Source organism: Pseudomonas sp. PGPR40 (genome assembly GCF_022014505.1).
Lineage (GTDB): Bacteria > Pseudomonadota > Gammaproteobacteria > Pseudomonadales > Pseudomonadaceae > Aquipseudomonas.
This window is the reverse complement of sequence record NZ_JAKLSP010000013.1, coordinates 132,325-156,834: the sequence shown is the minus strand read 5'-3', so window position 1 is coordinate 156,834 and position 24,510 is coordinate 132,325. Positions and strand designations below refer to the sequence as shown.

At 58.8% G+C, this 24,510-nt stretch carries 20 protein-coding genes; 12 read left to right on the top strand and 8 right to left on the bottom strand.

All coding sequences use genetic code 11. The features are described 5' to 3' along the window. Positions 1-140: 140 nt before the first annotated feature. The 4 genes from MEB48_RS13550 to MEB48_RS13535 form a co-directional block, all read right to left on the bottom strand. Positions 141-557, bottom strand: coding sequence for a DUF3010 family protein (locus tag MEB48_RS13550; RefSeq protein ID WP_237884711.1), 417 nt, complete (start codon positions 555-557; stop codon positions 141-143). Between the two features lie 32 nt (positions 558-589). Further along, positions 590-913: a helix-turn-helix domain-containing protein gene (locus MEB48_RS13545; protein WP_123719627.1), complete on the bottom strand. Its 324-nt coding sequence runs from the start codon at positions 911-913 to the stop codon at positions 590-592. Next, a complete protein-coding gene (locus MEB48_RS13540; protein WP_123497261.1) occupies positions 897-1,151 on the bottom strand; it encodes a type II toxin-antitoxin system RelE family toxin in 255 nt (84 codons plus the stop codon). The genes MEB48_RS13545 and MEB48_RS13540 overlap by 17 nt, the downstream gene beginning before the upstream one ends. Positions 1,152-1,361: 210 nt before the next feature. Beyond that, positions 1,362-1,763, bottom strand: a complete 402-nt coding sequence (locus MEB48_RS13535; RefSeq protein WP_052967364.1) for a lysozyme inhibitor LprI family protein — start codon at positions 1,761-1,763, stop codon at positions 1,362-1,364. A gap of 247 nt (positions 1,764-2,010) precedes the next feature. On the opposite strand from MEB48_RS13535, the gene MEB48_RS13530 reads away from it, so the two are divergent. The 11 genes from MEB48_RS13530 (at position 2,011) to MEB48_RS13480 (ending at position 19,239) form a co-directional block, all read left to right on the top strand. Next, positions 2,011-2,988 (top strand): dipeptidase, encoded by a 978-nt coding sequence (locus MEB48_RS13530; protein WP_007907542.1) that lies wholly within the window; start codon positions 2,011-2,013, stop codon positions 2,986-2,988. A 78-nt stretch (positions 2,989-3,066) separates the two neighbouring features. Continuing rightward, positions 3,067-3,597 (top strand): DUF5943 domain-containing protein, encoded by a 531-nt coding sequence (locus MEB48_RS13525; RefSeq protein WP_237884710.1) that lies wholly within the window; start codon positions 3,067-3,069, stop codon positions 3,595-3,597. Between the two features lie 15 nt (positions 3,598-3,612). Next, positions 3,613-5,673 (top strand): dimethylglycine demethylation protein DgcA, encoded by a 2,061-nt coding sequence (gene dgcA / locus MEB48_RS13520; RefSeq protein ID WP_095052597.1) that lies wholly within the window; start codon positions 3,613-3,615, stop codon positions 5,671-5,673. A 144-nt stretch (positions 5,674-5,817) separates the two neighbouring features. Beyond that, positions 5,818-7,767 (top strand): dimethylglycine demethylation protein DgcB, encoded by a 1,950-nt coding sequence (dgcB, locus tag MEB48_RS13515; protein ID WP_237884709.1) that lies wholly within the window; start codon positions 5,818-5,820, stop codon positions 7,765-7,767. Then, on the top strand, positions 7,767-8,987 hold the full coding sequence (gene etfA, locus MEB48_RS13510; protein ID WP_237884708.1) for an electron transfer flavoprotein subunit alpha: 1,221 nt from the start codon (positions 7,767-7,769) through the stop codon (positions 8,985-8,987). The genes dgcB and etfA overlap by 1 nt, the downstream gene beginning before the upstream one ends. 15 nt (positions 8,988-9,002) lie before the next feature. Then, positions 9,003-9,779: an electron transfer flavoprotein subunit beta gene (gene etfB, locus MEB48_RS13505; protein ID WP_237884707.1), complete on the top strand. Its 777-nt coding sequence runs from the start codon at positions 9,003-9,005 to the stop codon at positions 9,777-9,779. A gap of 163 nt (positions 9,780-9,942) precedes the next feature. Then, on the top strand, positions 9,943-10,509 hold the full coding sequence (locus MEB48_RS13500; RefSeq protein WP_237884706.1) for a GNAT family N-acetyltransferase: 567 nt from the start codon (positions 9,943-9,945) through the stop codon (positions 10,507-10,509). Positions 10,510-10,640: 131 nt separating this feature from the next. After that, a complete protein-coding gene (locus tag MEB48_RS13495; RefSeq protein WP_237884705.1) occupies positions 10,641-11,504 on the top strand; it encodes an RHS repeat-associated core domain-containing protein in 864 nt (287 codons plus the stop codon). A gap of 1,003 nt (positions 11,505-12,507) precedes the next feature. Then, the gene (locus MEB48_RS13490) at positions 12,508-15,966 is read left to right on the top strand and encodes an alpha/beta fold hydrolase (protein ID WP_237884704.1); all 3,459 of its coding nucleotides are present in this window, start codon (positions 12,508-12,510) and stop codon (positions 15,964-15,966) included. 130 nt (positions 15,967-16,096) lie between these two features. After that, positions 16,097-17,965 (top strand): hypothetical protein, encoded by a 1,869-nt coding sequence (locus MEB48_RS13485; RefSeq protein WP_237884703.1) that lies wholly within the window; start codon positions 16,097-16,099, stop codon positions 17,963-17,965. Positions 17,966-17,991: 26 nt separating this feature from the next. Next, positions 17,992-19,239 carry a metallophosphoesterase gene (locus tag MEB48_RS13480; protein WP_237884702.1) on the top strand — a complete coding sequence of 416 codons (1,248 nt, stop codon included), beginning with the start codon at positions 17,992-17,994 and terminating at the stop codon, positions 19,237-19,239. Positions 19,240-19,369: 130 nt separating this feature from the next. On the opposite strand, the gene gbcA is transcribed toward MEB48_RS13480, so the two are convergent. Next, positions 19,370-20,665, bottom strand: a complete 1,296-nt coding sequence (gene gbcA, locus MEB48_RS13475; protein ID WP_237884701.1) for a glycine-betaine demethylase subunit GbcA — start codon at positions 20,663-20,665, stop codon at positions 19,370-19,372. 282 nt (positions 20,666-20,947) lie between these two features. Here gbcA and gbcB point away from each other — a divergent pair, with 282 nt between their 5' ends. After that, entirely contained in the window at positions 20,948-22,048 is a 1,101-nt protein-coding gene (gbcB, locus tag MEB48_RS13470) for a glycine-betaine demethylase subunit GbcB (RefSeq protein ID WP_237884700.1), read from the top strand. Positions 22,049-22,114: 66 nt separating this feature from the next. On the opposite strand, the gene MEB48_RS13465 is transcribed toward gbcB, so the two are convergent. Genes MEB48_RS13465 through MEB48_RS13455 form a run of 3 tightly spaced genes read right to left on the bottom strand, consistent with a single transcriptional unit; the run spans position 22,115 to position 24,443 of the window. After that, entirely contained in the window at positions 22,115-22,501 is a 387-nt protein-coding gene (locus MEB48_RS13465; RefSeq protein ID WP_095052607.1) for a hypothetical protein, read from the bottom strand. Then, the gene (locus tag MEB48_RS13460; RefSeq protein ID WP_237884699.1) at positions 22,498-23,961 is read right to left on the bottom strand and encodes a hypothetical protein; all 1,464 of its coding nucleotides are present in this window, start codon (positions 23,959-23,961) and stop codon (positions 22,498-22,500) included. The genes MEB48_RS13465 and MEB48_RS13460 overlap by 4 nt, the downstream gene beginning before the upstream one ends. Next, positions 23,958-24,443, bottom strand: coding sequence for an Hcp family type VI secretion system effector (locus MEB48_RS13455; protein ID WP_237884698.1), 486 nt, complete (start codon positions 24,441-24,443; stop codon positions 23,958-23,960). The genes MEB48_RS13460 and MEB48_RS13455 overlap by 4 nt, the downstream gene beginning before the upstream one ends. Between the last annotated feature and the right edge of the window lie 67 nt (positions 24,444-24,510).

Below are 24,510 nucleotides of genomic sequence, written 5' to 3'. Positions count from 1 at the left end.
AACCAAGCGAATGGCTTCCGCTTTTTCCTCGGCGTTAACAACCCGATATCCCATGATGCTTCCTTAGATCGACACTCCTACATCATGGTCCAAAAACATTGAGCCACAACAGCCTCGCTCCTACAGGAGATGTGTTGTTTTTACGTCTTCATCAGCGCCGAGCAGGCCGCTTTGTAAGCCTCATGCTGATACTTGTTCAGCGTATCCGGCAGCTCGACATTGAATTTCTTGCACTGCGCCGTGATCGTCTGCGGCGACAGCAGCGTCACCTCACAGTTTTCCAGCAGCTGGAAAATCCCCTCGATCTTGAACGTGGTCGGCCCACCAGCGAACTCGCCTTTCTTGCTGCGCTTCTTGATCGCGATCCGGTCGATGGAGTTCTCGCGAACAAACGATGCCACCTGAGCGGCGAAGAGTTTGACGTTGGCGGCTTCGTCGTCCTCGTCCAAGGCTATTTTCTTGGTGTTCAGGGCAATGTGGTTCAGGCTCGAACCGTCGAGGGAGGCCACGGCGATGATTGCTTCGCTGCCTTTGATTTCGATGCCGCAGATTTTCATTTCAATCCCTTTTCCTGATGCTGGCGTTCAGCTTACAACTCTAGTTGGTTGGCGGTGATGCCAAAGGCTGCGGCAATTTTTTCACGTGTCGCCTTGCGGGGTTTGGCAACGGTCTCTTGCTGGGCAAAGGCCGGTTGAGAGATGCCCATACGTTTGGCAACTTCATCCTGCGTAAGGTTCAGGTGTTCGCGCCAGGCGCGAATGGGCGTCGCGCCATCGACGATGCGACTCACCACTTCGTGGGGGATCAGATCGGGCTCGATCTTCTGCGCCACATACTGCGCGTACGGAATGACCACGAACGCCGGTTTTCCCTCCGCGTCGTTGATGATTTGAATCTCAGTAGGTGCGTTCATCGCGTTTTTTGACCTCTTGAATACTGACCACTTTGATCGCGCCATCCCAGTCGAACATGACCCGATAACTACCGACTCGCAGTCGATAGGCATAGTCATGACCAACCAGTGCTTTGACGTTGCCTACATCAGGCATGCCAGCTAGCGCCGTGATGGCATCACGAACCTGGATCTGATGAACGGAATGCAATTTCAAGAGCTGCTTAACGGCCTTTCGAGTCCAGTGAATGCTGTTCATGGAAGAATATAAGTCTTTTATAAGATTTGCTAATCTTTGCTTATATTTTTCAGGTGGCCAACCAACGGAATTTGTCGGGATGTTGCTCGAAAAACTGCTTTAACCCTTACCCAGCGGGAGTTGTAGGCTTGCTCGGTGAAGCCTGTGGGAAAGGTCTTAATTGAAGGTAAAAGCTGGTAGGGCTACCAGCTTTCGACGGACGATTCAGGATCACTCCTGCCCAATCGACTCCAAAAACTCCGACCGCTCGTCACTCATGCGCGCCACGCAATCGTTCTGCGCAATGGTGAACGCTTTGCTACCGCTGGTCGCCGGAAATGCGTCCACTGCGCAATCGGCATCCCGGGTTTTCAGCCATTGCTGTTGCGCGGTTTTGATTTTGGCGGTGATGTCGGTCAGTTGCGCCTTGTTGTTGCCGTAAAGCGTTTGCATGCGCTCGGTCAGGCTTTGGTAGTTGTCGCTCAGCAGCTGTTCGGCGGCGGTTCTGCTGTAGGCCGAGCATTCCAGGGTCTGGATTTCGTTTTCGACAGCGTCGCAGGGGTTGTCGTCGGCTTCTTCAGCTGCTTGTACGCCAGTCGCTATCAGTGCCAAAGCCAGGAAGATCGATTTCATTGCGCCGCTGCCCCTTAATCCAGTAATGCAGTCAGTAAAACATCAGTGATGCGGCGAATTCTGGCCCAAGCGGGCGACGTTGGATAGGTAGGTAATGAGGCCTGTTGACGACCCTTTGTCGCGGATTGACGCTTTCGGCAAACCCTCTGTCGTTTTTGCACCCGGCTACCAAGGCACCGAGGCATATGCTGGCCCCAAAGCGCCGGCACACGATTCGGCGCATGAATCGCTAATAGGGGACAGCCTGATGAGCCCAGCCGAATTGCACGCCGACAGCATCGTTATCGACGGGCTGATTATTGCCAAGTGGAACCGCGAGTTGTTTGAAGACATGCGCAAGGGCGGTCTGACCGCGGCCAACTGCACCGTGTCGGTGTGGGAGGGCTTCCAGGCCACTGTCAACAACATCGCCGCCAGTCAGAAGCTGATTCGCGAGAACAGCGACCTGGTGATTCCGGTGCGCACCACCGCCGACATCCGTAAAGCCAAAGAGCAGGGCAAGACCGGCATCCTCTTCGGCTTCCAGAATGCTCACGCGTTTGAAGACCAGATCGGCTACGTCGAGGTCTTCAAACAGCTGGGCGTCGGTATCGTGCAGATGTGCTACAACACCCAAAACCTGGTCGGTACCGGTTGCTACGAGCGCGATGGCGGCCTGTCGGGTTTCGGTCGTGAAATCGTTGCCGAAATGAACCGTGTCGGGGTTATGTGCGACCTGTCCCACGTCGGCTCGAAGACTTCCGAAGAAGTCATCCTCGAATCGAAGAAGCCGGTTTGCTACTCCCATTGCCTGCCGTCGGGTCTGAAAGTGCATCCGCGCAACAAATCCGATGAAGAACTGAAGTTCATCGCCGATCACGGCGGTTTCGTCGGTGTGACCATGTTCGCGCCGTTCCTGGCCAAGGGCATCGATTCGACCATCGACGACTACGCCGAAGCGATCGAATACACCATGAACATCGTCGGCGAAGACGCCATCGGCATCGGCACCGATTTCACCCAAGGGCACGGCCAGGACTTCTTCGAATACCTGACCCATGACAAGGGCTACGCCCGCCGTCTGACCAGCTTCGGCAAGATCATCAACCCGCTGGGCATCCGCACCGTGGGCGAGTTCCCGAACCTGACCGAAACTCTGCTCAAGCGCGGCCATTCCGAGCGGGTGGTGCGCAAAATCATGGGCGAGAACTGGGTGAATGTCCTGAAAGACGTTTGGGGCGAGTAAGCCGCTGTACCTCTGAATCCTTTCCTCCGGCCGTCCGTGCCGGGGGCAACACAACGAATTTTCTGGAGTTAAGTTTCCATGGCCAAAATCGCCCCGCAATTGCCAATCGAAGTCGACAGCGAAACCGGTATCTGGACCTCCGACGCCCTGCCGATGCTGTATGTGCCGCGTCATTTCTTCGTCAACAATCACATCGGTATCGAGGAAGTGCTGGGCGCTGACGCTTATGCCGAAATCCTTTACAAGGCCGGCTACAAGTCCGCCTGGCACTGGTGTGAAAAAGAAGCTGAATGCCACGGCCTGGAAGGCGTTGCAGTGTTCGAGCATTACATGAAGCGTCTGTCGCAACGCGGCTGGGGCCTGTTCAAGATTCAGGACATCGACCTCGACAAAGGCACCGCCAGCGTCAAGCTCGAACACTCCGCATTTGTCTATGTGTACGGCAAGGTCGGGCGCAAGGTCGACTACATGTTCACTGGCTGGTTCGCCGGCGCCATGGACCAGATCCTGGCCGCTCGCGGCAGCAAGATCCGTACTGTCGCCGAACAAGTCTATGGTGGCTCTGAAGAAGGCCACGACGACGGTTTGTTCACTGTCAAGCCGTTGTAAGTCGAGGACCCCGCCATGGCTTTCGAAGCAATGTTCCAGCCGATCCAGATCGGCAAACTGACCATCCGCAACCGCGTGCTCAGCACCGCGCACGCCGAGGTCTACGCCACCGACGGCGGCATGACCACCGACCGGTACGTCAAGTATTACGAAGAGAAAGCCAAGGGCGGGATCGGCCTGGCGATTTGCGGCGGTTCCTCCAGCGTGGCCATCGACAGCCCGCAAGGCTGGTGGAAGTCGGTCAACCTGGCCGACGACCGGATCATTCCGCACTTCCAGAATCTGGCCGACGCCATGCACAAGCATGGCGCCAAGATCATGATCCAGATTACCCACATGGGCCGTCGTTCCCGTTGGGACGGCGAACATTGGCCAACCCTGCTGTCGCCGTCGGGCATCCGTGAACCGGTGCACCGCGCGACCTGCAAAACCATCGAGCCGGAAGAAATCTGGCGGGTGATCGGCAACTACGCAAGCGCAGCCGCACGGGCCAAGGCCGGTGGCCTGGATGGCGTCGAATTGTCCGCCGTGCACCAGCACATGATCGACCAGTTCTGGAGCCCGCGCGTCAACAAGCGTACCGATGAATGGGGCGGCAGCTTCGAAAACCGCATGCGTTTCGGCCTGGAAGTGATCAAGGCTGTGCGCAAGGAAGTCGGTCCGGACTTCTGCGTCGGCATCCGTCTGTGCGGTGACGAATTCCACCCGGACGGCTTGTCCCACGAGGACATGAAGCAGATCGCCAAGTACTACGACGACACCGGCATGATCGACTTCATCGGCGTCGTGGGCTCGGGTTGCGACACCCACAACACCCTGGCCAACGTTATTCCGAACATGAGTTATCCACCGGAGCCATTCCTGCATTTGGCCGCCGGTATCAAAGAAGTGGTGAAGGCCCCGGTTCTGCACGCGCAGAACATCAAGGACCCGAACCAGGCGACCCGTATTCTGGAAGGCGGTTACGTCGACATGGTCGGTATGACCCGCGCCCACATCGCCGACCCGCATTTGATCGCCAAGATCAAAATGGGCCAGGTCGACCAGATCAAACAATGTGTCGGCGCCAACTACTGCATCGACCGTCAGTACCAGGGTCTGGACGTCTTGTGCATCCAGAACGCCGCGACCTCCCGTGAATACATGGGCGTGCCGCACATCATCGAGAAATCGACCGGTGTGAAGCGCAAAGTCGTGGTGGTCGGTGCCGGTCCTGCCGGGATGGAAGCGGCTCGCGTGTCGGCCGAACGTGGCCACGACGTGACCCTGTTCGAGAAGAAGGAATTCATCGGCGGGCAGATCACTACCGCGTCGAAAGCTCCACAACGGGACCAGATCGCCGGCATCACTCGCTGGTTCCAGCTGGAACTGGCGCGCTTGAAAGTCGACCTGCGCCTGGGCGTGGCAGCCGATGCGGCGACCATTCTCGACCTGCGTCCGGACGTGGTGGTACTCGCCGTCGGCGGTCATCCGTTCCTGGAGCAGAACGAACACTGGGGTGCGGCTGAAGGCCTGGTGGTCAGCAGCTGGGACATCCTCGACGGCAAGGTTGCGCCGGGTAAGAACGTGCTGGTCTACGACACTATTTGCGAGTTCACCGGGATGTCGGCCGCCGACTTCCTTGCCGACAAGGGCAGCCAGGTCGAGATCGTCACCGACGACATCAAACCGGGCGTGGCCATCGGCGGTACGTCGTTCCCGACTTACTACCGCAGCATGTACCCGAAAGAAGTGATCATGACCGGCGACATGATGCTGGAGAAGGTATACCGCGAAGGCGACAAGCTGGTGGCGGTGCTGGAAAACGAATACACCGGCGCCAAAGAGGAGCGGGTGGTGGACCAGGTTGTCGTCGAAAACGGCGTGCGTCCAGACGAAGAAATCTACTACGCGCTAAAGGAAGGCTCGCGCAACAAAGGCCAGATGGACATCGAAGCTTTGTTCGCGATCAAGCCACAACCTTCGTTGAGCCAGGCGGGCGACGGCTACTTGCTGTTCCGCATTGGCGACTGCGTGGCCCAGCGCAACACCCACGCGGCGATTTATGACGCGTTGCGGTTGTGCAAGGATTTCTAAGCCGGTGAGCTGATCGTTCCCACGCTCTGCGTGGGAATGCAGCCGTGACGCTCCGCGTCACATTCAAAAGCGGACGCAGAGCGTCCGGTGAGGCATTCCCACGCAGAGCGTGGGAACGATCAACGAGTCCCGTGGGAGCTCCACATGTTGAACACCCTTCTTCCAATCCTGTTGTTCGCTGCCTTGGGCCTGGCTGTCCTGGGCGCGTTGCGGCGGGTGGCTATGTGGCGTCAGGGCCGGGCTTCGAAAGTCGACCTGATCGGCGGCCTGTTCGCCATGCCCAAACGCTACATGGTCGATTTGCACCACGTCGTCGCGCGGGACAAATACATTGCCAACACCCACGTCGCCACGGCCGGTGGTGCGGTGGCGTCCATTGTGCTGGCGATTCTGGTGCATGGCTTCGGCCTGCATAACCGCATCCTCGGTTATGCACTGCTGCTGATGTCGGCGGTGATGTTTGTCGGCGCGATCTTTATGTTCCTGCGCCGTCGCAACCCACCGGCCCGTTTGTCCAAAGGCCCGTGGATGCGCTTGCCGAAAAGCCTGATGGCGTTCTCGGCGTCGTTCTTCCTGCTGACCTTGCCGGTCGCCGGCATCCTTCCGGAAAACTTCGGTGGTTGGGTGGTGGCTGCGATCCTCGGCGTCGGCGTGCTCTGGGGCGTGTCGGAACTGTTCTTCGGCATGACCTGGGGCGGGCCGATGAAGCACGCCTTCGCCGGTGCCTTGCACCTGGCCTGGCACCGTCGCGCCGAACGTTTTGGTGGCGGTCGTTCCACCGGTTTGAAACCGCTGGACTTGAACGATGCGAATGCGCCGCTGGGCGTGGAAAAACCCAAGGATTTCACCTGGAACCAACTGCTCGGCTTCGACGCCTGCGTGCAGTGCGGTAAATGTGAAGCCGCGTGCCCGGCATTCGCCGCCGGCCAGCCGCTGAACCCGAAAAAACTGATTCAGGACATGGTCGTTGGCCTGGCCGGTGGCACTGATGCCAAGTTCGCCGGCAGCCCCTATCCGGGCAAAGCCATCGGCGAACACGGTGGCAATCCGCATCAACCGATCGTCAACGGTCTGGTGGACGCTGAAACCCTGTGGTCCTGCACCACTTGCCGTGCCTGCGTCGAGGAATGCCCGATGATGATCGAGCACGTCGACGCCATCGTCGACATGCGTCGCCATCTGACTCTGGAAAAAGGCGCGACCCCGAACAAGGGCGCCGAAGTTCTGGAGAACCTGATCGCCACCGACAACCCGGGCGGCTTCGCGCCGGGCGGGCGGATGAACTGGGCGGCGGATTTGAACCTGAACCTGCTCAGCGAGAAGAAATCCACCGACGTACTGTTCTGGGTCGGCGACGGTGCCTTCGACATGCGCAACCAGCGCACCCTGCGTGCCTTCGTCAAAGTGTTGAAAGCGGCCAAGGTCGACTTCGCGGTGCTGGGTCTTGAGGAACGTGACAGCGGTGACGTGGCACGACGCTTGGGCGACGAAGCAACCTTCCAGTTGTTGGCAAAACGCAACATCCAGACCCTGGCCAAATACAGCTTCAATCGCATCGTCACCTGCGACCCGCACAGCTTCCACGTGCTGAAAAACGAGTACGGCGCTTTCGACGGCAACTATCTCGTGCAACACCACAGCACCTACATGGCGGAGATCATTGGCGAAGGCGCGCTGAACCTCGGCCAGCACAAAGGCAGCAGCGTGACCTATCACGACCCGTGCTACCTCGGCCGCTACAACGGCGAATACGAGGCGCCGCGTGAAGTGCTGCGCGCACTCGGGATTGAAGTGAAAGAGATGCAACGTTCCGGTTTCCGTTCTCGCTGCTGCGGCGGCGGTGGCGGTGCACCCATCACCGACATTCCGGGCAAGCAGCGGATTCCTGACATGCGCATGGAGGACATCCGCGAAACCGGCGCCGAACTGGTGGCCGTGGGTTGTCCACAGTGCACTGCGATGCTCGAAGGCGTGGTCGAACCGCGTCCGCTGATCAAGGACATCGCCGAACTGGTCGCCGATGCGTTGCTCGAAGACGCAGCGCCGGGAAAGCCATCGGCACCGGCCAAACGTGAACCTGCGGAGGTGCATTAATGAGCGACATTATCCGCCGCGACCCACGCGCCGAATGGATCGCCCGTAACCGTCTGCACCCGCTGCATGCAGCCATGCAGCCGGCGCAACACAGCTGGATGGGGCCTAACGGTCTCATCCGCAAGAATCCTCACGGGATCGGTTTTATCGGCCCCAACGGCATCAAGCGAATCGACCGCAGCGGCGCTCAGCAGGGCGGGGCGACTAAACGCTCGGCCGCGGTTGAAGTGCAATTGCCGCTGCATCAAGTGCCTGCACCGGCGTTCTACATCAGTGTGGTGCCGGACATGGTCGGCGGTCGCTTGAGCAGCCACGACCGCGACTTGCTTGGCCTGGCTCATCAGTTGGCCGGCAAGGACGGCGCGGTATTGGCCGTGGTCTTCGGTGAGCACAAGGAAAACGCCTTCGCCACGGCCGGCGTGGATCGCTTGCTGGTGCTGGAGGGCGACGAATTCGGCGGTTATGCACCGGAACAAAGAGTCCAGGGCCTGCGGGCTGTGGATAACCAGTTCAGCCCGCGTCACTGGTTGCTGCCGGACAGCCGCAGCGGTGGTGGCGAACTCGGTCGGCGTTTTGCCGCCGCCCTGGGCGAACGCCCGGCCACGCGGGTCTGGCAGGTCAAGGATCAGGAATGCATCGGCCGTGCCGGTGCTGGTTTGCAGGATCTTGCACGGCCCGTGGCACGCTTGATTCTGGCCGCCGCCGAATGCGCCGAGCCGGTCAGCGAAACCCGTCACGAAGCGTTGCCGGTGGAGTTATCCACAACCGTCGCACGCAGCCTGTCGCGGATCGAAGACCTGGGCGCGGTGGCGGTGGACCCGGCATCGATTCCGATGGCCGAGGCAGAATTCATCTTCTCCGGCGGTAACGGGGTCAAGGACTGGGGACTTTTCCACAGGACGGCCGAGGCGTTGGGCGCAACCGAAGGTGCGTCGCGAGTCGCGGTGGACGATGGTTTCATGGCCCGCGACCGTCAGGTCGGTGCGTCCGGCACCTGGGTCACGGCACGGGTTTACGTGGCAGTGGGTATCTCCGGGGCGATCCAGCACCTGCAAGGCATCGGTGCCTGCGACAAGGTCGTGGCGATCAACCTCGATCCGGGTTGCGACATGATCAAACGGGCCGACCTGTCGGTGATCGGCGAGAGCGCCGAGATTCTTCAAGCCTTGATCGATGCGGTAGCGGCTTACCGCAACGACGCCAAGCGCGATGCGGCTTAAGGGAAGGAAAGGGTTATGAGCACGAAAATCATCAGCCTGGTGTCCATCGGCGCCCACCCGACCTCCGGTCGGCCACGCCGTGCCGAACAGGATGCGCGGGCGGTTGAACTGGGTTTGCAACTGGCTGGGGATAACCTGCAAGTGCTGCATGCCGGCGACGTCGCGGAACCGGCACTGCGCGCTTATCTGGGCATGGGCCTGGAACAGCTGCATGTGCTGGAGCAACCGGAAGGCGCTGATGCGCTGCCGGCGTTGACTGCTTATTTGCGCGATGCCGGAGCTCAGGTGGTGCTGACCGGCAGTCAGGCGGAAACCGGTGAAGGCTCGGGCATGTTGCCGTTCCTGCTGGCGGAAAGCCTTGGCTGGCCGCTGGTGGTGGGGTTGGCGCAGGTCGAATCCATCGACGGTGGTTCGGCGCTGGTGCTGCAGGCCTTGCCTCGTGGGCAGCGTCGGCGCTTGAAAGTGCGCCTGCCGTTTCTGGCGACTGTGGATAACGCAGCGCCCAAGCCTCGGCAGAGTGCCTATGGCCCGGCACGACGCGGGGTATTGCAGGCGGATGAAGTCGAAGTGATCGACGATGAACTGCTGGCGGTGGCCACGCTGCAACCGGCCAAGCCACGGCCCAAACGCTTGAAAGTGATCAAGGCCAAGAGCGGTGCAGACCGCATGAAGGCGGCAACGGCCAAGGCCAGTGGCGGAGGCGGGCAGGTGCTCAAGGGCGTCACCGCGCAGGCGGGCGCAGAAGCCATTCTCAAGTTGCTGATTGAAGAAGGCGTGGTTCGTCAGGGTTGAGTGATGGCCTTGGGGGGCCAAGTAATGATCGTTCCCACGCTCCCGCGTGGGAATGCCTCACTGGACGCTCTGCGTCCGCTTCGGCTGTGACGCGGAGCGTCACGGACTGCATTCCTTTGCTGCGCGTGGGAACGATCTCGTTAATGTCCTGTGGGGTTAGGTAATGGCCGTTAAATTTCGTTCGGCTCTGCGCTCTGATGCGCGTGAGATTGCTCGTTTGTTCCAGGTTTCCTCGGAGGGCGCTGCAGATTACATCTGGAGCCAGCTGGCGGAGCCTGGGCAGGATCTGCTGGAAGTGGGCGCCACTCGTTACGCACGTGAAGATGTTGATTTCTCTTATCAGAACTGCCTCATCGCAGAGTCCGAGGGACGCGTTGTTGGAATGATGCACAGCTATGTGATGCGCCACGATCCTCAGGCCGCTCCCGTCACCGACCCTGTCCTGGCGCCTTACGCCGATATGGAAGTCCCCGACACCCTTTATATTTCGAGCCTGGCTCTGCATGAAGAGTGGCGAAACCAGGGGCTCGGCGCTCAATTCCTTGCGCATGCCCGGCAGCGCTCGAGTGATCTCGAACTCAGCGGTTTAAGTTTGATCGACTATGCGGCTAATACCGGGGCACGTCGTTTTTATGAGCGGCATGGTTTCCGCATCGTCGGCCAATGCCAGGTCACCCCACATCCGATGATCCGGGTGACGGGCGAAGCCTATCTGATGCAATGGCCGTAGGCTGGCGAATGGCTGAGGCGACCTAGCAGAACTGCTAGTGTCGGTTCTCGCAGGTGTTTGTTAGGGTACTGAACAGCTGATGCCCGCTTGTCGTGAGTAGGGTCAATCAAGTCTGTGCAAGGACGCTACTGATGCCTGCTTCCCGCCAACCTCAAGATTCTGCCCACCCTCCAGTTGCGGATATCGCGTTCTCGCGAACTCTGTTGCTGGCTACCGATCTGCAGCAAAGCGTCCTCGCCGAACTGGACCGCAGCGGCCCGAATCGTCTCGCTTATACCGCCTATGGTTCGCAAAGCAGCCAGCGTACGGCGGGCACCCACTTGGGTTTCAACGGGCAGCTTAGAGAGCGTCCTTCCGGCTGGTATCACTTGGGCAATGGTCATCGGGTCTACAACCCGGCGCTGATGCAGTTTCATAGCCCGGATCGGTTGAGTCCGTTTGGTAAGGGCGGGGTAAATGCTTATGCATACTGCGGTGGCGACCCTATCAACTTTGCAGATCCATCAGGGCAGTTTGCGATTATTTCGCTATTGATCCAACGCTTGGAAACCATCGCACTTCATCTTGGAATTATCACTGCGACCGTTACCACCGTAGTCAAGACTCGCCCGGTTGGATTGGCCCTGCATGCTGCTCGGATCAGTCTTGTAGGGTCGCCTATTTCTATTGCCGGGGCGGGTATGCAGCTTGCGGGTTATCCGGTGGGTGCAATTGTGTCGAACGTCGGGACTGCCCTTTCGGTTGCAGGTGTCGCAACAAGAACCTTTATTGGTGCCCAAGACATCTTGAGACACGCTACGCCTTGGCAATACTTTCGAGAGGGTGTCAGGCATATATGGAGTGGTAATCGTCCTCCCGCGCCCATCATGACAACTCCGACTCCCGCTCATGTCAGCATTCCAATGGAGTCTGTCGGAGGGGTTGAAGCACCCTCTGGACTTTCTTCAGTACCCAAACCGGGCTCAGCTAACGCTATCAGGAGGAACAGTCGGTGATTGTTACCCACAATCCCTGTTAGCTCTTCTGTGGATAACATGTTCGCCCCTCGCTGTACGCCATACAAATCAACGCTCTCCGCTATCTGTACGAAAATCAACCAGCCTAACCTCTCGTTTTTTCGAGCTTTTTTCTGTGGATAAGGAAATCCCCAATTCCTCCTCCAGTGAATACTTGCCCCCAAAGTCTGTTGGCGGTTCTGTGGATAAGATGTTTGCTATCCGCTGTAGCCCACGTAAATAGATGCTCTCAGAGATTTGATCATAAAACGATCAATTAAGTCTTTTTATATTAAAAGCACCGCTGAAGCCCTGATATTTCGAGGTTTGTAGCGGTTTTCCACAGCGAAGAGTGTTTTATCCCAAGTTGCCCCCAAAGTCTGTTGGCGCTTCTGTGGATAAGGTGTTTGCCATCCTCTACACGCCATATAAAACGTGCTCTGTAGAGTTTTGATCAAAAAACAATCAATGCCTGCATGAAACCCTTCTTTTGGATAAGTCACGGTTTTTCTTCGGTTTTTCGAAAGAAAATTAGCCTTGCAGCCATAGTTGTCCCCAGTAGCTGTGGGTGGAGATGTGGATAACTTGTTCGCTAAACCCTGCGAGCCACGGCCCATATAGGCCACAACGCGATAGATCAGATTTCATACAGATCTAAGTCGCTACCTTGACTTCGATCTGTCACCTGTCTTCACTCTCAGGCACAAAGGACAGCCGTCACTTATCCACATCTGGTTCAGGGAGAACGCGGATGGATAGCCAGCTACATCGCTCACACCCAAGCCCCTGCGTGACCTGTGTACCGACACCCGCCACCTCGCTGCGTAAACGGATTCATCGTCGCGCCGCCAATCAGCGCGCTCGCTTATAGCGCCTGAACCCTTTTCCCATGCCATGACGCAGCTGCCATCGAGGTCCGACCGTGCCCGATGACCAGGCGTTCGCTCATCTATCGATTGCAGGCAACCACAGAGTTGCCCATCTGCCTGAGAGGAAATGACCCATGACACGGATCGCCACGCCCATCAGCGACATCAAGGAACATTACGACGTGATCGTCATCGGCTCTGGCTACGGTGGCGGGATCGCGGCGTCGCGCCTGTCCCGGGCCGGCAAGCGCGTATGCCTGCTGGAGCGAGGCCGGGAAATCCAGCCCGGCGAATACCCCAATACGATGCTGGCGGCCACTGAAGAGCTGCAAGTCCATGACCCGGACGGCCACATCGGTTCGCGCACCGGGTTGTTCGACCTGCACGTCAACGCCCAGCAAAACGTGGTGGTCGGCTGCGGCCTGGGCGGCACCTCGCTGATCAACGCCAACGTCGCGCTGGAGCCGGAACCCGGCGTATTCGACGATCCGCGCTGGCCACTGGCGGTGCGTGAACACCGCGACACGCTGCTCAAGGAGGGTTACGCCCGGGCTCGGGAGATGCTCAAACCCAATCCGTACCCGAACACCGCACCCAACCTGCCGAAACTGGACGCCAACAAAAAGTCCGCGGACTACCTCAAGCAAGACATGCACTTCTACAAACCACCGATCAACGTGACCTTCGACAAGCTGCCGAACAATCTCAACCACGTCGGCGTCGAGCAATTGCCGTGCAACCACTGCGGCGACTGCGTGTCGGGCTGTAACAACAAGGCCAAGAACACCACGCTGATGAATTACCTGCCGGATGCCTGGAACCACGGCGCGGAGATCTTCTGCCAGGCCGAGGTTCGGCATCTGGAGCGCGACGCCGACGGCGACGGCTGGATCGTGCATTTTCAATACCTGGACAGCGGCCGCGAGAAGTTTTCGGCACCGACACTGTTCGTCAAGGCTGACGTCGTCGTGGTGTCGGCGGGGACCCTGGGTTCCACCGAAATCCTCCTGCGTTCTCGTGACAAAGGTCTGGCAACGTCCGATCAGCTCGGCGAGAACATGAGCGGCAACGGCGACATCCTCGGTTTTGGCCACAACTGCGACCAGCCGATCAACGGCATCGGTTTCGGCGCGCACCCGGCCAGTGAAATGAAACCGGTCGGCCCGTGCATCACCTCGATCATCGACATGCGCACCGAAGGCGACTGGCGCAGCCGCATGGTCATCGAAGAGGGCTCGATCCCCGGCGCGCTCGGCCGGCCCATGGTGCCGAGCATGGCCGCGTTCGCCGGATTGATCGGCAAGCCTACCGATGACAGTTTCAGCGGCAAGCTCAAGTACGCGGCGCGCGAAACCGAAAGCTTCCTGCGCGGCCCGTATCACGGCGCCCTGCACAACATGCAGACCTACCTGATCATGAGCCACGATGACGGCAAGGGGCGCATGGTGCTCGACAGCAAGGATCAGTTGCGCATCGACTGGCCGGGTGTTGGCGAGCAGGAAAACGTCAAACTCGGTAACGAACGGCTGCACCAGAGCACCAAGGCCTTGGGCGGGATCTGGGTCGAGAACCCGATCTGGACCGAGCTGCTCAAACACAGCATCGTGTCCGTTCACCCATTGGGCGGCTGCGTGATGGGCGAGGACGCGGAGCAGGGCGTGGTCAACCACAAGGGGCAGGTATTCAGCAGCACCAGTGGCACCCATGTCTATGCCGGGTTGTACGTGACCGACGGCGCAGTGATTCCGACCTCCCTGGCGGTCAATCCGCTGCTGACCATCTCCGCCGTGAGCGAGCGCAACATGGGCCTGCTGGCCGCCGATCGCGGTTGGCACATCGACTACACGCTGCCCTCGGCACCACGCAAACAGGTGACGCCGCCGACCCTCGGGGTGCAGTTCACCGAAACCATGAAGGGCTATTTCTCCAAAGACTTCACCCAGCCCCAGGGCACCGATCTCAAACTCTATGAGGCGGCGGCTAAACGTGGCGAGTCGGATAACTCGCCGATCGAGTTCACCCTGACCATCACCGCTAATGATCTCAACCGCATGATCAAAGAGCCGCAACACGCCGCGACGCTGGTCGGCACGCTCGATGCGCCGGGCCTGTCGCCGGAGCCGCTGACTGCCAGCAATGGCGTGTTCAACCTGTTCGAGGAGTATCAGGAACAGGTTGGCGTGCGGCACATGAATTACGACATGAAACTGACCGCCGAGGACGGCAGCGATTATTACTTCAGCGCGTTCAAGACCGTGCCCGAAGACAATGGCGTGCTTAATGTCTGGCACGACACCAGCACTCTTTATGTGACGCTGTATCGTGGGTCGGACAAGACCGGCGAGGTGATTGGCTCTGGGGTGATGCACATTCATCCGGCCGATTTTGCCAAGCAAATGACCACCATGAAGGTGCTCAACGCGCGCAACGAGCGCGAGCGTATCGATGGGCTGGCGCGGTTCGGCAAGTTCTTCGCCGGCATCTTGTGGGAGAGCTACGGCGGAGTGTTCGCCGGCGACATCTACTTCAACCCCGATGCACCGCCGCGGCAGAAACGGCCGCTGGATGCGCCGATTCCGAGCGTGCAGTTCTTCCAGACCGAAGACAACGTACAGCTACGCCTGACCCGCTATCAGGGTGGCAGCAAAGGACCGGTGATGCTGGTGCATGGCTTGGGGGTGGGCTCGAATATATTCTCCACCGACACCATCCAGACCAACCTGCTGGAGTACCTGTGCAAGCACGAGTACGACGTCTGGCTCCTGGATTTGCGTGTGAGCATTCTGTTGCCCGCGAGCAAGAAGGAATGGAACGGCGACCAGATTGCGCAGTACGACTTCAAGGCTGCCATCGAGCAGATCCGCCAGGCAACCAAGGCGGCGGACGTGCAATGCGTGGTGCATTGCTACGGCGCGACGACTTTCTTCATGTCGCTGCTGGCCGGGTTGCAGGGCGTGCGTTCGGTGGTGTGTTCGCAGATTGCCGCGGACACGGTGGTCGCTACGGCCACGGGACTCAAGGCCGGTCTGCACCTGCCGGGAGTGCTTGACGCCATCGGCATCAAATCCCTCACCGCGTATGCCGACAACAAGGAGAGCTGGTTCAACAAACTCTACGACAAGGCCCTCAATGGCTACGCGCGCATCGAGGCTCAAGGCTACTGCACTAATCCGGTGTGCCATCGCATCACCTTCATGTATGCGTCGCTGTACCGCCACGACACCCTCAATGAAACCCTGCATGACAACCTGCACGAGCTGTTCGGCGAGTCGAACATGCAGACCTTCGAGCACCTGGCGTTGATTCTGCGCAAAGGTCATCTGGTGGACTTCAAGGGCCAGGACGTCTACATGCCGCACTTCGATCGGCTGACCATGCCGATCTGCTTCATCAGCGGCGAAGACAACCAATGCTACCTGCCCGAAAGCACGCTCAAGACCTATGAGCGTGTGTGCAAAGTCCATGGACCGGAGCGCTACAGCCGGCATGTGGTGCCGGGTTACGGGCATATCGACTGCATGTTCGGCAAGAACGCGGTGCTCGATGTGTACCCGATCATCCTGCAACACCTGGAGAAAACGGCTCTCGGCTAGGTGATCGTTCCCACGCTCCGCGTGGGAATGCCGCCATGGACGCTCTGCGTCCGCTTGTGTGACGCAGAGCGTCACGGGATGCATTCCCACGCGGAGCGTGGGAACGATCTGGACGATCCGGGGAACAAATATGGACAATTACATCCGCTGGTTTCAACGCTTCGTCTGGCTAGGCATTGTGATGAACATGGTCTTCGCGATCCCGGCGCTGCTCGCGCCGGCATTGCTGACCTCGATGCTCGGGATGCCGCCGCAGCTCTCCGATCCGTGGCTGGAAAACGCCGGCATGCTGCTGGTGGGCATCAGCCTGTTCTACATGCCGTCAGGCTTCAACGCGCCCAAATATGTCGTGCATTCGTGGCTGTGCGTGTTGTCGCGATTGGTCGCCGTGGCGTTCTGGATCTATCTGATCAACACCAGCAACCAGGCTCAGGTATTCGTGCCGATGTTGCTGGGCGATCTGGGCATGTTCCTGATTCTCGGAATTCTGCTGTACCTGGGCAGCGCACCGGCCAATCGGCCCTTGGCGTTGCTTCGCGACGGGTGGCTTGAGTGGCGTGCAGCGTGGGCGCGACGCTGGCAGCGGCACAGCTTCAAGGTCGCCACGCTGGTCGTGGTACTGGCGCTGGGGTTTATCGGCTACGAAACCTGGTACCAGATGCTGCGGGTGGTGCCGGCAGAGCAATACGCCTCCGATGAGGATCACTACAAATACGGCGCCATCGGCCTAGGCATCGAGGCGCGGATTCCCTATTACCTGTTCGCCGTGTTGCCGCAAATGTGCCCGGATAAACTGCCCAAACCCGGCGGCTATGAAGTCTTCGGTTTCCTCTACGAGAACGGCAAGGACCTGCCGATCGGCATGGCCAAGCGGCAGATCGGCTACCCGACCGTGGAGCCCAACTGCGCCCTGTGTCACACCGGTTCCTACCGCGCCAATACCAGCGACGTCGCCATCCCGGTGGCCACCGCGCCGGCCAATACCCTGCAACTGCAGGCCTTCCAGTGGTTCGCCTACAATTGCGCCAGCGACCCGAACTTCACCCCTGACGCGGTGATGACGGCGATCAACAGCAAGTTCCAGCTCGGCTTTTTCGAGCGCTTGTACAACCGCTACGTGATCATTCCGATGGCCACCAGCGCACTGGTCAAGCAGAAACAGGCCTACGCCTGGCAACGACTGCGCGCACCGCAAGGGCCGGGGCGCACCGACACCTTCAACCCGACGAAAATGGTGGTGTTCGGTTTCCCAGATGACTCGACCATCGGCACCGTCGACTTGCCGCAAGTCTGGAACCAGAAGCCTCGGGAGTCGCTGTACCTGCACTGGGATGGCAACAACAACGACATCCATGAGCGCAACTACGCGGCCGCCATGGCCGTGGGCGCGACGCCGGAGTCGGTATTGCCGGCCAGCTTCAACCGAGTGACCAACTGGTTGCTGGGCCACAAAGCACCGGCATGGCCGTTCGCGCTGGATCCTGCCAAGGTCGCCCGGGGCAAACCGGTCTGGGAAAACAACTGCGCCGGTTGCCACGATTTCGGCCGCACCGACACCGGTCAGGTCACCACCAGCATTGATGAGCTGGGCACCGATCCCCATCGGCTGAACTCGTTCACCAGCGGTTTAGTGACGGCTTTCCATGGCTTCAAGCAATCGCCGTTCGACTTTGGCGCCTATCGCAAGACCCAGAGCTACAGCAACACGCCCACCGACGGCGTCTGGTTGCGTGCTCCGTACTTGCACAACGGTTCGGTACCGACTCTTTGGGATTTGTTGCAGCCACCGGAAAAGCGGCCGCTGGTGTTCTTCACCGGCTCCGATGTGTACGACCAGGACAAGGTCGGCTTCGTCACCAGTGGCGCGCAGATGAAAGCTTCGGCGGACTTCAAATACGACACCCGTCTGGAGGGCAACCACAACGGCGGCCACCTGTACGGCACGCAGCTGTCGGAACTCGATAAGCGGGCGCTCATCGAGTTCATGAAAACCCTGTGATTCCACTACGGATGGAGGAAGGCGACATGTCATTGGTCAGTCATTGGGAACACGAATACGACAAGGTCAAAGTGCGGTTGCATGGATTGCTCACGCGCGTGGAAATGGCCTGGATGAAGCTCGTCAGTGAGCTCGAACCCCAGGAATTCGAAGCCATCATTGCGCTGCTCAAACGCGGCCACGATCAGGCGCAGTACGTGCTCAAGCACGGCGAGTTGCCGGACGATCAGCCGGGCGTGCCGTGGGAGTTGGCCCATGGCTTGTCGATCCTGCGCATCGGCAATGCCAGCCCGTTGCCGCAAACGGTGGATGAGTTACAAACCCGAGTGCTGAAGGACGGCAGTCTGCTCGGTTGCCGCAAATGGGAACTGCTCGACCTGTTATGGAGTGAGGCCCTGCTGAAATGGATCGAAAACCTGCGGCATCACGCGCCATTCGCCACTGACCCGGCACTGGTGAAAATGGAGCGCGACGTGACCCTGGCGATCGCCGGCGATTGGGGCACAGGACCGTTCGACAGCCATGCCCCGGCGGTGGCGGTGGCGAATCAGATGCAACTGGCCCGGGCCAATTTCACCATTCATCTGGGGGATGTGTATTACGCCGGCACCCATTCCCAGGAAGACGTGGACATGGCCGGTTGGCCGATGGGCACGCAGGGCTCCTTCACGCTCAATTCCAACCACGAGATGTACAGCGGCGCTCATGGCTATTTCAAGGAACTGGCCAAGCGTTTTCCGGCGCAGCAGGGCACCAGTTACTTCGCGCTGTACAACGACGATTGGCTGGTGATCGGCCTCGACACGGCGTATGCCTCGGACGCCATGAACCTGTACATGGATGGCACCCTGAACCAACCGCAGATCGACTGGATGAAAAGCCTGCCCCAACGCAAGAAGATCATGGTGCTCAGTCATCACCAGGGCTTCGACATTTCCGGGCACAACAAGACCGCGCTGTATCAACCCGTCTGTGATGCCTTGGGCCGCGAGCCGGATTACTGGTATTGGGGGCATTTGCACAACGGCATCTGCTACGCCGCTCAAGGCGGGTTGCACGCGCGTTGCGCCGGGCACGGGGCGATTCCCTATGGCAATGCCAGCGAGTTGAACGGGCATGCGCGGGTGCTGTGGTCGGAAACCCAAAATGCACGGGATGCGGCGTACCCGGATCGGGTGTTGAACGGTTATGTGAAAGTGCGGCTGGTGGGGGAGAACATCGTCGAGGAGTTTATTGCGGAGGATGGATCGATGCGGTGGTCTTCAGCCCAATGATCGTTCCCACGCTCTGCGTGGGAATGCAGCCCGGGACGCTCTGCGTCCCAAGAGCCGAACGCAGAGCGTCCGTTGAGGCATTCCTTTGCTGCGCGTGGGAACGATCTATCAAAGCCTGTTCGCGATTCTTTTAGCCTTGTACCGGCACACCTTTGAGGTACGGCGCAGGCTCGGCCCCCAGGTTGTTCAGCAACCGCTCGCTGTACCAATCCACGAAGTTCACCACGCCAAACTCATAGGTCTTGGAGTAAGGCCCTGGCTGGTACGCGGTGGAGTTGATCCCGCGCTGGTTTTCTTCGGCCAGGCGACGGTCCTGGTCGTTGGTCGCATCCCAGACCTGGCGCATGCGCTCCACGTCGTAGTCCACGCCTTCGACCGCGTCCTTGTGGACGATCCACTTGGTGGTGACCATGGTTTCCTGAGCGCTGATCGGCCACACGGTGAACACGATGATGTGGTCGCCCATGCAGTGGTTCCACGAGTGCGGCAGGTGCAGGATGCGCATCGAACCCAGGTCCGGGTTCTTGATGCGGCCCATGAGTTTGGCGCAGCCCTGTTTGCCGTCCAGGGTCATCGATACGGTGCCCTTGAGCAGCGGCATGCGCACGATGCGGTTACGCAAGCCGAAACTGGCGTGGGCGTAAGGGATCTTCTCGGCTTCCCAGGCAGCGGCCGAATCAGCGACGTGGTCCTTGAACGCCTGGTCGGCGCGCGGGTCGGTGACGTCGTCCCATTCCAGCAGGGTTTTCAGCAGTTCCGGGTGCGACGCGTTGCAGTGGTAGCACTCGCGGTTGTTTTCCAGCACCAGTTTCCAGTTGGCTTTCTCCATCAAGGTGGTGGTAATTGCCACCTTGGTGTTCTCCATGTCGTACGGTTCCATGTAATGGTTCAGTGTCGACAGGAAGTCATCGATGGCCGGCGGGTTCTCCGACAGACTGATGAAGATGTAACCGCCAGCGGTTTTCACGTTCACCGGCTTGAGGCCGTACTGCTTCATGTCGAAGTCGGCACCCATTTCTGTGCCGGCGAACAGCAGGCGACCGTCCAGCTCATACGTCCACTGGTGGTAGTGGCAGACCAGTTTGGCGACTTTGCCTTTTTCACTGGTGCACAGCCGCGAACCACGGTGACGGCAGACGTTGTGGAACGCATGGACCACGCCGTCGGCGCCGCGAATCACGATGATCGGGTTCTTGCCGACTTGCAGGGTCAGGTAATTGCCCTTGGTCGGGATTTCGCAAGTCATCCCGGCGATCAACCACTCTTTCTGGAAGATTTCCTGCATGTCGATATCAAACAGCCGCTCGTCAGAGTAAAACGGTTGCGGCAGCGAGAACGTGCGCTCGCGCTCTTGCAGCATCTGGGCGGTGGCCTTGCGTGCGGGTTCCAGCGGATCGCCCAGGCTCAGGGTAGTGGTGACGTCCATCATTTAATCCTCAAGGCCATTCTGTGTGGCCGGCGAATAGTGGCTACGGTTGTGCGACGCAAGACAAAAAACAGCAGTTATCTGTTGAGGCGAGTGTGGGGCCGGCGCTGCCCGGAACCTTATCCATGGGCGACATGGCCCAATCTGTTCCCGACGCGCAACCCCCGGTAATTGGGGGCTGGTCGCGATAAGTATGTGAATGTCGCAGATAGGTAAATGGAAGGTTCGCGCTATACGCAGAATCGCCAACATGAAGGCCGACAGTCGGCCGTGGAGATCAGCATGTCCAACAGCTTCCTGAACCCGGTAACCACCCAGACCTGGGCCAATGGTCGACACATTGTCCGTTGCGTCAAAGTCATCCAGGAAACCTGGGATGTGCGTACCTTCTGCTTCATGGCCGACCAGCCGATTCTGTTCTTTTTCAAGCCCGGGCAATTCGTCACCCTGGAGCTGGAAATCGACGGCGTGCCGATCATGCGCTCCTACACCATTTCCAGCTCACCGTCGGTGCCATACAGCTTTTCGGTGACCATCAAGCGCGTGCCGGGTGGCAAGGTGTCCAACTGGCTTCACGACACTTTACATGAAGGCCAGGAATTGGCGGTACACGGGCCCGTCGGGCTGTTCAACGCCATGGACTTCCCGGCGCCGAAAGTGCTCTACCTCAGCGGCGGCGTCGGCATCACGCCGTGCATGTCCATGGCGCGCTGGTTCTACGACACCAACGGCAACGTCGACATGACGTTTATCCACAGTGCTCGTTCGCCCAAAGACATCATTTATCACCGCGAGCTGGAACACATGGCGTCGCGGATCGACAACTTCAGCTTGCACCTGATCTGTGAGAAGCACGGTCTGGGCGAGCCTTGGGCCGGTTATCGCGGTTACCTGAATCACAAGATGCTCGAGCTGATGGCGCCGGACTTCCTTGAGCGTGAAGTCTTCTGCTGCGGCCCGACACCGTACATGAATGCGGTCAAGCGCATGCTCGAGGCGGCTGGCTTCGACATGACGCGTTATCACGAAGAATCCTTCGGTGCGACACCAGCGGAAGCCCGTGCCGATGCGGTGGAGCAAGCCGAACAAGCGGCGGAGGCTCCGGAAGTCGACGCGGCGGATCTGCATCAGGTGGAATTCACCGCATCCGGCAAGAGCATTCGCGTGGCGCCGGGCGAGACTGTGCATGCGGCGGCGGCCAAGCTTGGCCTGCTGATTCCGAAAGCCTGCGGGATGGGGATCTGCGGAACGTGCAAGGTGATGAAGCTGGGCGGTGAGGTCGAGATGGACCACAACGGCGGGATCACAGAAGAAGACGAAGCCGAGGGTTACATCCTGTCGTGCTGCAGCGTGCCGAAGGGGGATGTGCGGATCGAATTCTGAGTACAGTTTGCGGGCATGGGCCGATCTCCCCACAGGGGAGATCGAATGGGGGTTAATAGTTGCTTTTTAAATTAGTTCAAATGTGACGAGTAAGCCAAAGCCCATGAATATAAAGCCGAAAATCTTCTGATATTTATGCAGTGTAAGTAGTGTGCGTTTTAGGTTGGGAGGGAAATTCTTGATATCTTTTGCACTTAACTTTCCTTGATAAATGTAGATTGCGGGACTTTTGAGAATGCCGAAAACTTCTCCCATCATATATATTCGCCCCCAAAAACCTCCGTGCCATAGCATTAGCAGGGATGAGGCGATGGAGCTGTTTTGAAGACTGTTTAATATAATTTCTATTTTTGTTTTTGCGATGTATAGCGAAACTGCATTAACTATTATGAGTCCCGCGAAGCTAATGGTGACAGTAATCATCAATATATCTTTTGCAATGCTAAGGCTCATTTGATTCTCTCGTAGATCCACTCTGCGGCGTGCTCGCCACTTTTTTCACCAATATATCCACCCGCGAAAGACCCTGCTCCCGCAACAAGGGCACCGCATAGCAAAGTACCGATTCCAGCGGTCGATACACCAATTGCTACGCAAATTGTGGTGGCAGTGCCTGCACCCAAGGCAGAGCCAGCAAATGCTCCGCCGGCAACCCCACCGAAGAAGCTTCCGGTTTCGGTGTACTTCACCTTTTCACATGCCTCGGAACTTCCATTCCTGCAAACATCCTGAACCTTCATGGCAGATGCGCCACCTCCCACAGCAGTGCCGATCCAGCCTCCATATTTGACGTATTGCGATGCTTTGGTGATGCCTTTGAAGTGGGTGGCATAGCCGGGAATCTGGCCAATCACCCCGGCTTTTCTCCAGCGGTGCACCAGATGACGCATATCGATGCCCAGCGCCGTTTTCAGGTTTGGGTGATCGGGGAAACCGATGGTCTTCTTCGTCAGTACATTGAGTTGCACATCAAGATCGGCCAGCAACTTTTTACGTTCACTGAGGAATGATTGCGTGCTCAGTCCCCCATTGAAAGTGCGGGTGTGCAGGGCCTCTATGTCACGCAGAATGGATTTAACGCCGTCCAGATGATTGGATGCCATGGCGGTGCTGACACCAATCACTTTAGAGCCACGTTCAAGTGTTTTCTTGATGACCTCATAGTGCAGCGCCATAAAATCCGCTTCCTCCACCGTCAACGGCTCCAGCGCAGTGCTGACGATTTGAGCGGTTTGCATCAGCAGCGATTCTTCATAAGTACATTGCTGATTGTTCGGGTCACTCAGGACAATCATCGATCCGGCTTTCACCAGATCCAGATTCGGATTCAAAGTTCTGAATTTGGTGAGGACGCTCGGGTTGGGAGACGGGAACAGTTGGGCCTCAAGTTTCTCGGATGAAATGCTTTCGGGTACGATGTAAAACCCCGGCTCCTCTGATGCTGGAACCTCCACCGGCCAGCGTTCCTGAGGGAAAAAACCGGGAGCGCGGGACGCTGGACGAGGGGCGTGATTGGTATTTTTGATACTCGTGTTCGGGGCTTTGAGATTCTGCGCATGCACGGCCCGCAACAGGCGCTCCGGGTCGGGTTGTGGCGCCACTTGCCTGAGCATCGACAGCGGCGTCCGTTTGACCGATTCGGGGATCGCGCCGTGCTTCTTCAACATCAAGAGTCGTGACTGGTTCAAGAGGTTGTGCTGTTCCTGAACTAGCGCCCGTATCCCTTGTTCCGAAGTCTTGCGGCCTGAGGCGACTTCATCGGCGATGCGCTTGGCGTAATTGGCGGCCTGCTGGTTGAAACGCACACGGGCCGTGCCGAACGCCAGGTGGCGGGCGCTGATCGAGTGGGCATGCACGATCAGCTTGGCGGCCGCGCTTTGGACATCCCAGAGGTCATGTCGCTCGAGCGTCACCCCTCTTCGCCCCATGAGGCGTACCCGGTGGTGCCGGCCGCGTGGTGAACCCAGCTGACGTCACGGTATCGCAACGCCAGCAACTCTTGAGGCTCGGCGTCGTTTTGCAGAATCGCATGGGGTACATCCTGCGTCAGGTTGGCGACAACGGCCCCGTCGAGGGAGACGGTGAAGTACTTTTCCTGCAGCCCCATGGCGGATGTGCGATAGAAACTGATCGTGCAATCGAGCTCTTCTCTGTTTGCCAGAGCCTGGGTCAGCAGCGGCGAGGATTTGTCGAGATTTTTGGTGACGATAACCGGAAAATGGGTGGGCTTGCCGAGGTTGCCCTCGTTGGTCAGGTAGTGGCTGTAAGCTAGCACCATGATTTCATCGGTGTGCGCCGCCTGATACCTGTTGCCAACCGACTCCGGGGTCGAGCAGCCCGCTGAAATCAGGCCTTGAATCTTGCCGGTGATCGTCATGTAGCCGGGATTCGCCATCGCTGCCATTCCTTGCTTGAAATAGGATTCGGCAGTCTAGGACGAGGGCTTCCCGGGTTATGTAGTC

Bases quoted from the DNA above. Each gene is read 5' to 3' on its own strand.
- MEB48_RS13545 (WP_123719627.1), bottom strand. From the start codon at position 913: ATGAACGCACCTACTGAGATTCAAATCATCAACGACGCGGAGGGAAAA.
- dgcA (WP_095052597.1), top strand. From the start codon at position 3,613: ATGGCTTTCGAAGCAATGTTCCAGCCGATCCAGATCGGCAAACTGACC.
- MEB48_RS13525 (WP_237884710.1), top strand. From the start codon at position 3,067: ATGGCCAAAATCGCCCCGCAATTGCCAATCGAAGTCGACAGCGAAACC.
- etfB (WP_237884707.1), top strand. From the start codon at position 9,003: ATGAGCACGAAAATCATCAGCCTGGTGTCCATCGGCGCCCACCCGACC.
- MEB48_RS13530 (WP_007907542.1), top strand. From the start codon at position 2,011: ATGAGCCCAGCCGAATTGCACGCCGACAGCATCGTTATCGACGGGCTG.
- dgcB (WP_237884709.1), top strand. From the start codon at position 5,818: ATGTTGAACACCCTTCTTCCAATCCTGTTGTTCGCTGCCTTGGGCCTG.
- gbcB (WP_237884700.1), top strand. From the start codon at position 20,948: ATGTCCAACAGCTTCCTGAACCCGGTAACCACCCAGACCTGGGCCAAT.
- MEB48_RS13485 (WP_237884703.1), top strand. From the start codon at position 16,097: ATGGACAATTACATCCGCTGGTTTCAACGCTTCGTCTGGCTAGGCATT.
- MEB48_RS13480 (WP_237884702.1), top strand. From the start codon at position 17,992: ATGTCATTGGTCAGTCATTGGGAACACGAATACGACAAGGTCAAAGTG.
- MEB48_RS13550 (WP_237884711.1), bottom strand. From the start codon at position 557: ATGAAAATCTGCGGCATCGAAATCAAAGGCAGCGAAGCAATCATCGCC.
- MEB48_RS13455 (WP_237884698.1), bottom strand. From the start codon at position 24,443: ATGGCGAATCCCGGCTACATGACGATCACCGGCAAGATTCAAGGCCTG.
- MEB48_RS13490 (WP_237884704.1), top strand. From the start codon at position 12,508: ATGACACGGATCGCCACGCCCATCAGCGACATCAAGGAACATTACGAC.
- etfA (WP_237884708.1), top strand. From the start codon at position 7,767: ATGAGCGACATTATCCGCCGCGACCCACGCGCCGAATGGATCGCCCGT.
- MEB48_RS13495 (WP_237884705.1), top strand. From the start codon at position 10,641: ATGCCTGCTTCCCGCCAACCTCAAGATTCTGCCCACCCTCCAGTTGCG.
- MEB48_RS13500 (WP_237884706.1), top strand. From the start codon at position 9,943: ATGGCCGTTAAATTTCGTTCGGCTCTGCGCTCTGATGCGCGTGAGATT.
- gbcA (WP_237884701.1), bottom strand. From the start codon at position 20,665: ATGGACGTCACCACTACCCTGAGCCTGGGCGATCCGCTGGAACCCGCA.
- MEB48_RS13465 (WP_095052607.1), bottom strand. From the start codon at position 22,501: ATGAGCCTTAGCATTGCAAAAGATATATTGATGATTACTGTCACCATT.
- MEB48_RS13540 (WP_123497261.1), bottom strand. From the start codon at position 1,151: ATGAACAGCATTCACTGGACTCGAAAGGCCGTTAAGCAGCTCTTGAAA.
- MEB48_RS13535 (WP_052967364.1), bottom strand. From the start codon at position 1,763: ATGAAATCGATCTTCCTGGCTTTGGCACTGATAGCGACTGGCGTACAA.